Genomic DNA, 12,240 nt, shown 5'->3' with positions numbered 1-12,240 from the left:
ACTACCCCCGGCCGCCGGTATATGTTTTGAGGAAAGGCGATAAAGACAGGTACCTTCAGCAACGACGAGCGCCCGCCAAGGTACTTGGGCGGGCGCTCGGGTATTGGCACGAACGGGACTTAGAGCCAGGGGTACTTTATAGCAAAAGCCCCGCCAGCGTGGCCGACATATACGAAGCCAAGGTACCACAGATCAACGCTTTAAAACCCAAACGGGCCAGGTCCGAGCGGCGCGTGGGGGCCAGCTCGCCGATCCCCCCCACCTGAATGGCAATGGAGCTGAAATTGGCAAAACCGCACAAGGCAAAGCTGGTAATGACCAGTGTTTTGGGGTCGATGGTATCTTTAACTTTTACCAGATCCAGGTAGGCCACAAACTCGTTGATGACCATTTTGGTACCCATGAGCGCCCCGGCGGTTTGTACATCTTGCGAAGGTACCCCCATCGCCCACGCAAACACCGAGAAAAATTTACCCAGCAGGAAGTTGAAACTCAGCTCCGGGAAGGCAAAAATACCGCCTACTTTGCCCAGCAAATAGTCAAACAACGCCACCAGCGCAATGAAGCCGATCAGCATGGCGATGACGTTGAAACCTACCTTGAGGCCTTCGCTGGCTCCCGCCGCAATGGCGTCCAGGAGGTTGGCGTGGGTTTTCTTGATTTCGAGCTTCACGGCTCCTTTGGTTTCGGAAACCTCCGTTTCGGGGTAGATGATCTTGGCCATCACCAGCGCGCCCGGTGCCGCCATGAGGCTGGCCGCAATCAGGTAGGGAGCGGGCACGCCCAGCGAAATGTACACGGCCATGACGCCCCCGGCAATGCAGGCAAAACTACCCGACATGGAGGCCATGAGCTCGGAGTTGGTCATGCCTTTGAGGTACGGCTTGATCATGATCTGGGCTTCGACCTGCCCCACAAAGGTACTTGCCACGTTGGAGAGGGCCTCGGCGCCGCTCACCCCCATGAGCCAGTACACCACCCGCGCGATCACCGACACCACCCGCTGCATGATGCCCAGGTGATACAGCATGTTGACCAGCACGGCCACAAAAATAATGGTAGGAATTACTTTGAAAAAAAAGACGAAGTCGTTGCCTTCGCCAAAGGTACGCCGCATGACGTCGCTGCGCACCAGGGTACCAAATACGAAGTCGGCCCCCTGATCAGAGAAAGAAAGTAGCTTCTGGACTTTATCACCCAGCCACTGAAAGATGGCCTGCCCGGTGTCGGTGCGAAGAATGAATACGGCCAGGCCGAACTGCAGCCCCAATCCCACGCCTACCGTGCGGTAGTTGATGGCCTTACGATTGTTTGAAAGCGCGTAGGCTACGCCCAAAATAAGTACTACACCCAGCAATCCGGTGAATCTTTCCATTAAGAGAGTTTAATTTAATTGCCACGAAACCGCTAAAATAGACAATTTCAGTCTTTATATGTATAAAGTAGCGTGGGTATAAAATGCAATGGCTTGTTTTTTCCAAATCCACAATTTATCTTTCTTTTGCTTAATCCTTTTAGCTCTTTCAGAATTCTTTGTACCTTTCTTTTCCTTAACCCCAACCCTGTACTAAGCATGGAAAACCAATCCTTTCCTCCTCCTCCTCCCGCTCCTGGCGTCACCGCTGAGCAACGTTCCTTAGGCATGTGGATGCACCTGGCTCCGCTGCTGGCCATTCCGGTCAACATGTTCATTCCCATTCCGTTTCTGGGCTTAATAGCCACGCTGGTACTGTACTACAGCCAGCGCGAAAAGGGCGCTTTCGTGAGCAGCAATGGCAAAGAATCGGTGAATTTTCAGATCACCCTGGCGCTGCTGGGGGTACTGATGGTTATTCTTGTGATGATCTTTTTTGGCGGCTCCATTTTAAGCATGTTCATGGGCGGCGCCAGTGGTAGCGAAGCGGCGGCGGGAGCCGGCGTAATGGGGCTGATCGGCACCAGCCTGATCGTGGGCCTGGTAGCCATGGTGGTGGGGATCACGGCCGTGGTGCTGATGATCATCGGGACCATTCGGGCCAACGGCGGACAGGTATACCGCTACCCTATCTCCATCCGGCTGGTCAAGTAAAAAGTACCTTCCTGGGAGTATTGCCCTTGCCCCTATACAGCAACGGCCCGGACTGCTCCGGGCCGTTGTTATTTTTAGGAGTAGGTAGTACTACTGTCTTGCTCTTCGCCGTCGGGGGTACTTTCGGCCTCCTCCAGGGGGTTTAGGCAGGCTTCCGGCTCGCTGTCAAACAGCCGGGCCTGCATTACTTCGTCCAGGGTTACGTTAAAAAACGCCTGGTGAATGTTAAAAGCCGGGCTGTCGTCTTCGCCTACACACTTAAGGTAGGAGCCGTCTTCCTGCAACACATACGCATTGACGTTGTCGCGCAGGTTGTACTGCAGCATGTGAATCACTTCCTGCTTCACGCGTTCGTCAACCAGCAGGAACAGAGACTCAATGCGGCGGTCAAAGCTCCGCACCATCACGTCCGCACTACCGCCGTACAGCAGCGGATCGCCGTTATTATGGAAATAAAAGATGCGCGAATGCTCCAGGAAATCGCCCACAATGGAGCGTACCGTAATGTTTTCGCTCAGCCCCGGTCGGCCCGGCCGCAGGCAGCAGATCCCCCGCACGATCAGCTTGATCGTGACGCCCGCCTGGGAGGCTTTGTAGAGCTCTTCGATCACTTCCCGGTCTTCCAGCGAATTAATTTTGATACACACACCACTCGCCAGGCCTTGCCGTTGGTTTTCGGCCTCGTTTCGGATCAGCTCGATGAGCTTGTCGCGCATGTGCCGGGGTGCCGTGATGAGGTTTTTGTAGTTGGTAGGCAGCGAATGCCCGGTAATGACGTTAAAAAACTCGGAAATATCGTGCGTATACTCCTCATTGGTGGTCAGGAGGCCAATGTCGGTATAGAGTCGGGCGGTTTCTTCGTTGTAGTTACCGCTCGACATGTGGGCGTACCGTACCACCCGATTACCCTCATTGCGCACAATGAGTAGCAGCTTGGTATGGGTCTTCAACAGCCCGATTCCGTAAATCACGAAGCAACCGGCTTTTTGCAGGCGTTGCGCTTCCCGGATGTTATTTTCTTCGTCGAAACGCGCTTTTACTTCAAACAATACCGCCACGTGCTTGCCGTTTTCGGCCGCGAGCAGCAGCGCTTCCGTCACGCGGGAGTTTTTGGCCAGCCGGTAGATGGTCAGTTTGATGGAAAGTACCTTGGGGTCTTCGGCCGCCTGCTCTAGCAGCTGAAGTACCGGCTCAAAGTTGTTGAAAGGATGGTGCAGCAGAATATCCCGCTCTTTCATCACTTCAAAAATATCCGTAATGCGCTCCTTGCCGAGGCCCAGGGGAGGTACCGGCGGGTGCACCGACGGGATCTCGTGCTTGAATTCAGGGTGCTTGATGATTTGCCAAAGGGCCGTATAGTCCAGGAAGCCTTCCGACCGGAACACGTTGTAGTCGTCGATTTCCCAGCGTTTTTTTAGCAGGTTCAGGAATTCTTCGTCCATATCCGGCTCTATTTCTACCCGCACTACGCGTCCCAGCCGCCGGTTTTTTATTTTTTGCTTAATTTCATCAATGAAATCCACCTCAATGTCATCGCTTTCTTCCAGCGAAAAATCCCCGTTTCGCATGATGCGGAAAAGGTTCGTCGAGACAATGTCCACGTTGCGGTAGAGCTTCTTGATAAACTCGCACACAATGGTTTCGATGGGCAGAAAGAGTACCTCATCTTCCCGCTCGATCACGTAAAAACGGGGCAAGTTGGGCGGTAGCTGCACAAAAGACAGCTTTCGATCTTCCTCGCTGGTGGTACCGGCCGCCTGCGTGATGACCCCGAAGATAAGTACCTTGGCCAGCAATACCGGAAACACGTGCGTGTAGTCGTAGAGCATGGGCGTAAGCATGGGGTACACGGTGCGATCGAAGTAGGCTACCACTTTGTCCCGCTCTTCTTCGTGCAGATCGGCCATGCGGGCTATTCGGAGCCGGTAATCGTCAAACTGCGGTAGGAGCCCCTGAATGAAGCATTCGTTTTGCTTACGCACAAAGTCCTGGCACATGCGCAGGAGTGTCTTCCGGAAGGGGATTTCCCGCAGGCCCGAGTAGTCTACGCGTTCTTTGCCGTAGTCGAGGTAGTTATAAAGGCTCCCGATTCGGATGGTAAAAAACTCGTCCAGGTTTGACGACGTAATCGCCAGGAATTTCATCCGGTCGAACAGGTTACGCTCGAGGTTTTGGGCCTGGTCAAGTACCCGGTCGTTAAACTGGAGCCAGCTCAGGTCGCGGCTGATGAAGTCGCTCTGCTCGATGAGGGTACTTGCTTTGTCGTTGATGCGCATGGAACGTTCCTCTTTGGTTTGGTCAGTGGTATCGTCAAAAAAGGAGCGGGTGGCAAATCGTAGCAAACTCGATAATGTACTCTTTTTTTCGCTACTGGGTATATAATCAGAATCACGGGACATAATCTCTCAGAAATGGTCTAGACACTATAAATAGCCTACCTATGAATCGCTAAGCGGATTCGTCAAGCGGCGAGAACTACCTTCTCTACCAGTCAACGAACGCCCCTTTTCCTCATTGTGCTATTTAAGATAAAATGAATACTACTTTCCACCTTAAAAGTACCCCTTTTGTAGTTTCTACTAAAATAACCGCTTTGCGGGCAGTTGCCCAAGCAGAACGTATATTATCTTTTGAATAAAAAAAATGGCTGAACCTGCGTCCAGCCATTTTCTGCTCGTGTAGTCAGGAAAGCGGAGGTACTTTACACGTCTACGCGGGCGTACTTGGCGTTTTTCTCGATAAAATCGCGGCGCGGGGCTACCTCGTCGCCCATCAGCATCGAGAACAGGTGATCTGCCTCGGCCGCCGACTCCACCGTAACCTGCTTGAGGCTGCGATGCTCGGGGTTCATGGTCGTTTGCCAGAGCTGCTCGGCGTTCATTTCGCCCAGTCCCTTGTAACGCTGAATATTCACGGATTCTTCGCGCCCGGCCCCCAGCTCGCGCACGGCGGTTTCGCGCTGGGCTTCGGTCCAGCAGTAGCGCTCTTCGCGTCCCTTCTTAATGAGGTAGAGTGGCGGCTGCGCAATGTAAATATACCCGCTGTCAATCAGTAGCTTCATGTACCGGAAGAAGAACGTCAGGATCAGCGTCCGGATGTGGCTTCCGTCAATGTCGGCATCGGTCATGATGATGATCTTGTGGTAGCGCAGCTTGTCGATGTTCAGGGCCCGCTCGTCGCCGTCTTTGCCGATCTGCACACCCATGGCCGTAAACATGTTCTTGATCTCTTCGTTTTCGTAGATGCGGTATTCCTGGGCCTTCTCCACGTTCAGGATTTTACCCCGAAGCGGCAGAATGGCCTGGAACGCCCGGTTCCGGCCTTGCTTGGCCGTCCCCCCGGCTGAGTCACCCTCTACCAGGTAGAGCTCGCACTGTTCGGGGTCGGTTTCGGAGCAGTCGGCCAGCTTGCCGGGCAGGCCCGTACCCGTGAGGACGTTCTTACGCTGTACCATTTCACGGGCCTTGCGGGCCGCAATGCGCGCCTTGGCCGCCAGTACTACTTTATCAATAATAACCCGGGCTTCCTTCGGGTGCTCCTGCAAGTAGTTGTCCAGCATTTCGGACACTACCTGGCTCACGGCTCCGGCTACGTCTGAGTTGCCAAGCTTGGTTTTGGTCTGGCCCTCAAACTGCGGCTCGGCGACTTTCACCGAAATCACCGCCGTAATCCCCTCGCGGAAGTCATCCCCGCTGATCTCGATTTTTTCCTTAGCCAGAATACCCGACTTGTCGGCGTAGCTTTTCAGGGTACGCGTCAGTGCTGCCCGGAAACCCGACACGTGGGTACCTCCTTCGACGGTATTAATGTTGTTGACGTACGAAAACACGTTTTCACCGTAGGACGTGTTGTAAATCATCGCCACTTCCACGGGTACTACGCCCTTGTCGTTTTCCATGTAAATGGGAACCGGAATGAGCGGCTGCCGGGTACTATCCAGGTAGGAAACAAACTCGCTGAGCCCGCCCTGCGAGTAAAATTCCTCGTAGCGCGCCACGTCGTTTTCGTCTTTTTCCCGCTGGTCGGTCAGGGTGAGTTTAATTCCCTTATTGAGGAAAGAAAGCTCCCGCAAGCGGGTAGCCACGGTTTCGTACTTAAACTCCGTGACGGTGAAGATGGTGTCATCGGGTTTGAAGTGAATTTGGGTACCCGTTTTGGTGGATTCCCCAATCACCCGCGTGGGGTACAAGGGCTTGCCTTTTTGGTATTCCTGCTCAAATATTTTTCCTTCCCGGTGTATTTCGGCCCGCAGGTCCACCGAGAGGGCGTTCACGCAGGATACCCCTACCCCGTGCAAACCACCCGAAACTTTATACGTGTCTTTGTCAAATTTGCCCCCGGCGTGCAGTACCGTCATAACGACCTCTAGCGCCGAGCGTTTTTCCTTGGTCATGATACCGGTGGGAATCCCCCGACCGTTGTCCCGTACGGTCACGGAATTATCCTCTTCGATGGTCACGTGAATGGTGTCGCAGTAACCCGCCATCGCTTCATCGATGGAGTTATCGACTACTTCCCAGATGAGGTGGTGTACGCCTTTGAAACCGGTGTCGCCGATGTACATAGCCGGGCGTTTGCGCACGGCCTCCAACCCTTCAAGTACCTGGATGTTATCGGCGGAATAATTACTTACTTCAATCGCTGCTTCGTTTGTCATATTCTTAATTTTACACTACGATATAAAGTGCCCTATTCAGGGGATTTTAAACGTGTAAAGATACAATTTTTTTGCGGGATTGCCTATCATTTTATTGATATTGGGCGGTTTTTAGGCCTACACCACAAGTACCTGCGGCACCTGGGCTTCCGGGCGGGTTTGGCGCGCGTTCCGGTGGGCGAGGGAAGTACCTAAACCAGAAGGCCAGGCTAGGCCCAGCTCCCGTGCGCTGGAGGCTTCCGGGGGCGTAGCGGGTCTACAAAAGGTACTTGGAGGGCTTTGACCCCTCCCTCAGCCCGGCTCAGCGCGGACTGCCGAAGGGCGCGGGCTAGTCTTCGGGAAAAGGCATAAAGACGAAACCGGCGAAGTCGCCATGGATAACAAAAAGACAGCAGAACTCGTCGGGATTTTTGTAATTTTCTTTGAATAGCTCCACCGACTCCGGACCAATGAGCCTGCGGTCCACGAACTCCTGCAAAAAGGACGCCCGGTACATCCAGCGGTTGGTGAGGTCTTCGGGGGCAAAGAGTAAAATACCAATCTCTGCGGCCTCGCGGGTCACGGCGAAGATCGGATGGTCCGAAAAGCCCCGCTTACGGATCTGGTAAGACGCTTCTTTCAGCTGATCGGCTACTTTCACAAAGTCGGTAGACACCATACCCAGCAGCTTTCGGTTCACGTCGGGCGAGTTGGCGTCGTCCATCAGGACATTCTCATTGCTGTGGTTTATCATGGTACGTATAGGCTAAATGGTCAGTAAGGCTTCGGTAAAAATCGATCCCGCAGGAGGCCGGCCTTTTACATGCGGGCAGCCAGCAGCAGCGTCAGGTCTTTGTAGCGCATGCTGAACTTACGGGCAATGTGGTGGTTGGTGAGGGTACCTTTGTGGCAATACACCCCTTTCATAAACCACCGATTGGCGTAAATCATTTCTTCGATGCCGCCAATGGTACCCGTTTGAAGCAGGAAAGGCAGAAAAATATTGCTCAGGGCGGCACTGGCGGTATGGGCTACGCGGGAAGGAATATTGGGTACGCAGTAGTGAATCACTTCGTTGTACCGAAAAACCGGATCTTTGTGGGTAGTCATGCGGGAGCTTTCGAAGCAGCCGCCCTGGTCGATGCTGACGTCGATAATAACGGTACCGGGCTTCATGAGCGCCACCATTTCCTCGGTCACCACCAGGGGGCTTTGCCCGTCTTCGGCCCGCATGGCCCCGATGATCACGTCGGCCCGGCTGATGGCCTCCGTCAGCGTATCCGAATCAATGATGGAGGTGTAGAGGTTTTGGCCAATGGCGTACTTCAGGCGCTGAAGGCGGTAAATGTGCTTGTCGAATACCTTGATGTCCGCCCCTACGCCAATGGCAGCCCGCGTGGCGTACTCGGCCACGGTACCGGCCCCCAGGATCACGATTTTGGTAGGAGGTACCCCCGTAATGCCCCCCAGGATGATCCCGCGCCCGCCGTTGGGATTGGAGAGGTATTCGGCCGCAATGAGCAGTACCGTACTACCGGCGATTTCGCTCATAGCCCGCACAATGGGCAGCCCGCCCACCTGGTCCTCAATGAGCTCGTAACCAATGCCCGTGATCTTGGCCTGGTTGAGCCGGTCGAAGTACCCCTTCTCGAGCGAGGGCAGATTCAGCGCCGAGATCAGGGTAGTACCCTGCCGGATGAAGCCAAACTCTTCGTCGATCAGCGGCTCTACTTTCAGGATGAGGTCGGCCTGGTATACTTCCTTGGGGCTGCTCACGATCTGCGCCCCGGCTTCGCTGAACTCGTGGTCGGGGTAGTTGGCTCCTTCACCGGCTCCGCGCTCCACCCGCACTTCGTGCCCATTCCGGACCAGCAGCTTAACCGCCTCCGGCGTGAGGGCGATGCGATTTTCCTGCAAAGAAACCTCCCGGGGCAAACCAATATGCAGCGCATGTTGATTCTTCTTTACCGCCACCAGCGACTCCTGCGGATAAAGGGTCGTTTGCTTGGCAAGTTCTTCGAAGCCGGATATTTGAGGCTGTCCCATAGGCGCGTCGGTCGTTAGTAAGTGGTTACGACGGAGGCATTCAACATGCGTTCGCCGTCTTCGTTTGCAACAATGTTAATCAAAAAATAGGCCAGGGGCCAAAGCGACCGAATGCGTCCGGGCCATTCGATAAAGCAAAAAAAGCCGGAATCCAGGTACTCTTCTACCCCAATGTCCAGCGCTTCGGTTTCGTGCTGGAGGCGGTAAAAATCAAAATGGTAAATCGGGGCGTCCTGGTCGGTATTGTACTCATTTACCAGGGCGAAGGTGGGGCTTTGCACCGTAGAGGTAACTCCCAGCTGCGCACAAAGTTTCTGGATGAGGGTCGTTTTGCCAACGCCCATCGGGCCTTCAAACAGCCAGACCGGTACCTCGGCACCCAGCTCAAGCAGCTGGGCGGCCACGGCGTCCAGGTCGGACAGCGAACGAAAACGAAGCGAAACAGAACGGGCTTTCATGCTGCAAAAATATTACTTTTTTAGCACGAAAGCCCGCAATCTTTTAGGATGAATACAAATCACACCCGCCACTCCTTGCGCAGCGAGCGCCCGGTCAGCTTCGTGGCTTCTTTGTCGTCCACGAATTCTTCCTTCCCGGGATTCCAGCGCAGCGAGCGCTCCAGTTGGTAGGCGATGTTGCCAATGTTGCAAACCGATGCCGTGCGGTGTCCCACTTCGACGTCGCAGATGGGCGGCTTGCGGGTACGGATGGCGTTGAGAAAGTCGGTGTAATGATTTTCACTGACGTACACCTGGTGCCTGGCGTAGTCCCCGGCCGAAAAGGACTTTTCTTTCAGCGACTCGGGCGTGGTCCGTAGCTCGCCCCGCGCTACCCATACTTCGCCCTCGGTACCCACAAAGTGGCAATGCTGCTTGCCCTCTACTGGGCGGTGCACCATTTCCACGCCGTTGGCGTAGCGGTACACCAGGCCACTGGTTTTGCCCGCTCCCGGATGGATAATTTCCACCGGCCCGCTGTCGTCCATGCCCAGCCCCCACTGCGCGATGTCGAACATGTGCGCGCCCCAGTCGGTCATGCCGCCCCCGCCAAACTCGCGGTAGTCGCGCCACTTAGGCCAAAACTTTGCATCCAGGGCCGGAGCCAGCTCGTTGTTGTAGGGGCGTTCGAGGGTGTTGGGGCCCATCCAGCGTTCCCAGTTCAGGTCGGCGGGTAGGGTTTCGGGGGCCAAGTCCCACACCTTGGGCGCGCCGCCTACGTTCACGTATACTTTTTTCACTTCGCCAATGGCCCCGCTACGCACCAGCTGCACGGCCTGCCGAAACTCCGGCCAGGAGCGCTGCATACTCCCCGTCTGAAACACGCGGTTGTGCTTGCGGGTGGCGTTCACCATGGCACGGCCTTCCTTCACCGTGAGCGAGAGGGGTTTTTCGCAGTAAATATCTTTCCCGGCCTGCGCGGCCCGCACGGCCATGGCGGCGTGCCAGTGGTCCGGCGAGGCGATCACCACGGCGTCGATATCTTTGCGGTCGAGCAGGGCGCGGAAGTCGTCGTAAGAATCCATCCCTTTGTAGGTACCTTGGCCCGCCTTGGTAGCGTGCCATTGGTTGGCGGCCTCCACGAAGGTTTTTAGTTTCACGCCGTATACGTCAGAAGCCGCTACGGCCTGTACCTCCCCCGTGTCCAGGAAGCGGTTACGAAGCCCTCCGCTTTGCCGGCCGCAGCCGATGAAGCCCAGCGCGATCTTGTCGCTGGGAGCCAGGTACCCCGGCCCACCCAGGACGTGCCTAGGTACTATAAAAAAGGTAGAAAGTACGGCCCCCGCTTTCAGGAAGTCACGGCGTTTGATCACGTCATTCATTTTTGTCAAGGGATTTAGAAATCAATAAATACTGGATTTAGTTATGTACAAGCCTACTTTAAAGTGCCTCGTAAAAAAGGAGGAGTCGGCGTGGCCAGGCAAGCCTGGCTACGCCGACAAAAATGGATTAGGCAGGTTATGGCTTATAGACCCATTATCGTAATAAAAACCCTTACTGGTACTCTTTATACTACTATCTATTTGCTAAATAATAGCACAATTTCCAAAACGATCCCCTTCCGGGAATACCATCTTGATGGCTTTTTGGCCATTTTAGGATTACCAGAAAGGTACTTTACGTAAAGTACCTTTCTAGAAAACGGCTTGGACTTTGGGGCGTAAAAATCGTCAATGCCCACTTTTTTTGCTTCCTTCCGTAAATAGAAAAATCCTGAATAAGGTACTTCTTCAAGCACTCTTCCTAGGCTCACTTTCCCAAAAATAGTACCTTTGGCTTCCCTTTCGGCCCTAGCTGGCCGAAGTACCTTTCCAAATAATCCTTACAATTTTACCTTATGTCGACAAAAATTCTCAACGTAGGTCTTATTGGCTTTGGCCTCTCGGGTCGGTACTTTCACGCGCCTTTTTTGGCAGTCAATCCCCGTTTTCGTCTCAAAAAAGTGGTGGAGCGTTCTAAAAACGAAGCGCAGGATTTTGACCCATCCATCGAAAATGCCCGCTCCGTGGACGAACTCCTGAGTGACAAAAGCATCGACGTGGTGTTTATTTGCACGCCCAACGACACGCACTTTGCCTACGCCCAGGAGGCCCTCGAAAACGGAAAACACGTGGTGATCGAAAAGCCTTTTGCCAATACCGAAGCCGAAGCCCGCCAACTGGTGGAACTCGCCGCGCAAAAAAAGCTGATCATCACGGGCTACCAAAACCGCCGCTGGGACTCCGACTTCCTGACCATTCAAAAGTTAATGGCGGACGATACCATGGGCGAAATTGTCGAATTTGAAAGCCGCTACGACCGCTACCGCCCCGTGGCCCAAACCAACACCTGGAAGGAGCAGTCGGGCGATGGCGGCGGGAACCTCTACAACCTGGGCCCACACCTGGTGGATCAGGCGCTGGTCCTTTTTGGCCCACCTGCGGCCGTTTCGGCCGAGGTAAAAACGCTCCGGGAGGGTAGTTTGATCGACGATTTCTTCGCCATCCGGCTCCACTACCCCGACAAAAGCGTGCTGGTGAAATCGAGCCTGCTGGTGTATGATAATAGCTTTCGCTACATTCTGCACGGTACGAAAGGCTCCTACCTAAAGACCGGACTGGACGTGCAGGAAGAAACCCTGCGGCAAAACGTACTGCCCGATGCTTCGCCCTGGGGCGAGGAGCCCGAAGACCGCTGGGGAAAGCTCTCCACCGACGCCTACAGCGGCATTCATAAAAGCCTGCCGGGCAACTACATGCCTTTCTACGATAATATTTACGACGCCATCGTACTGGGCAAAGAGCTGGCCGTGAAGCCCGAAGAGGTACTTCGCACTACCCGCGTGATCGACCTGGCCTGGCAGAGCAGCCGGGAGCGGGTGATTTTGGCGTTCTAAATAACCAAAAAAACAGTCCGAAGTACCTTGAATCAAAGGTCCGGTTGTCTTTCAAGAAAGCCGCATGGAACTGCCCTCTGTGCGGCTTTTCCAACGTACCTCTTGCTTAGCCAGGTAC

Annotated in this window: 9 protein-coding genes; 2 read left to right on the top strand and 7 right to left on the bottom strand. The window is 54.5% G+C overall.

Annotated elements, in window-relative coordinates; translation table 11 throughout:
• Window positions 1–136 precede the first annotated feature (136 nt).
• Window positions 137–1,375: a NupC/NupG family nucleoside CNT transporter gene (locus tag HNQ92_RS22830; RefSeq protein WP_184177726.1), complete on the bottom strand. Its 1,239-nt coding sequence runs from the start codon at window positions 1,373–1,375 to the stop codon at window positions 137–139.
• A 198-nt stretch (window positions 1,376–1,573) separates the two neighbouring features.
• Between HNQ92_RS22830 and HNQ92_RS22825 the strand changes: the two genes are divergently transcribed.
• On the top strand, window positions 1,574–2,068 hold the full coding sequence (locus HNQ92_RS22825; RefSeq protein WP_184177724.1) for a DUF4870 domain-containing protein: 495 nt from the start codon (window positions 1,574–1,576) through the stop codon (window positions 2,066–2,068).
• Between the two features lie 74 nt (window positions 2,069–2,142).
• Here HNQ92_RS22825 and ppk1 read toward each other — a convergent pair whose 3' ends face one another.
• From ppk1 to HNQ92_RS22795, 6 genes are all read right to left on the bottom strand, one after another.
• On the bottom strand, window positions 2,143–4,467 hold the full coding sequence (gene ppk1, locus HNQ92_RS22820) for a polyphosphate kinase 1 (RefSeq protein ID WP_184177722.1): 2,325 nt from the start codon (window positions 4,465–4,467) through the stop codon (window positions 2,143–2,145).
• Window positions 4,468–4,769: 302 nt separating this feature from the next.
• Window positions 4,770–6,725, bottom strand: coding sequence for a DNA topoisomerase (ATP-hydrolyzing) subunit B (gyrB, locus tag HNQ92_RS22815; protein ID WP_184177720.1), 1,956 nt, complete (start codon window positions 6,723–6,725; stop codon window positions 4,770–4,772).
• Between the two features lie 328 nt (window positions 6,726–7,053).
• Entirely contained in the window at window positions 7,054–7,458 is a 405-nt protein-coding gene (locus HNQ92_RS22810; protein WP_184177718.1) for a hypothetical protein, read from the bottom strand.
• Between the two features lie 65 nt (window positions 7,459–7,523).
• Window positions 7,524–8,750 (bottom strand): alanine dehydrogenase, encoded by a 1,227-nt coding sequence (locus HNQ92_RS22805; RefSeq protein WP_184177716.1) that lies wholly within the window; start codon window positions 8,748–8,750, stop codon window positions 7,524–7,526.
• Between the two features lie 14 nt (window positions 8,751–8,764).
• Window positions 8,765–9,208 (bottom strand): tRNA (adenosine(37)-N6)-threonylcarbamoyltransferase complex ATPase subunit type 1 TsaE, encoded by a 444-nt coding sequence (tsaE, locus tag HNQ92_RS22800; protein ID WP_184177714.1) that lies wholly within the window; start codon window positions 9,206–9,208, stop codon window positions 8,765–8,767.
• A gap of 59 nt (window positions 9,209–9,267) precedes the next feature.
• A complete protein-coding gene (locus tag HNQ92_RS22795; RefSeq protein ID WP_184177713.1) occupies window positions 9,268–10,569 on the bottom strand; it encodes a Gfo/Idh/MocA family protein in 1,302 nt (433 codons plus the stop codon).
• A 515-nt stretch (window positions 10,570–11,084) separates the two neighbouring features.
• On the opposite strand from HNQ92_RS22795, the gene HNQ92_RS22790 reads away from it, so the two are divergent.
• Window positions 11,085–12,122, top strand: coding sequence for a Gfo/Idh/MocA family oxidoreductase (locus HNQ92_RS22790; protein WP_184177711.1), 1,038 nt, complete (start codon window positions 11,085–11,087; stop codon window positions 12,120–12,122).
• Window positions 12,123–12,240: the final 118 nt, after the last annotated feature.

The sequence above is a fragment of the Rhabdobacter roseus genome, from assembly GCF_014202275.1.
Lineage (GTDB): Bacteria > Bacteroidota > Bacteroidia > Cytophagales > Spirosomataceae > Rhabdobacter > Rhabdobacter roseus.
This window is presented reverse-complemented; position numbering and strand designations above follow the sequence as displayed.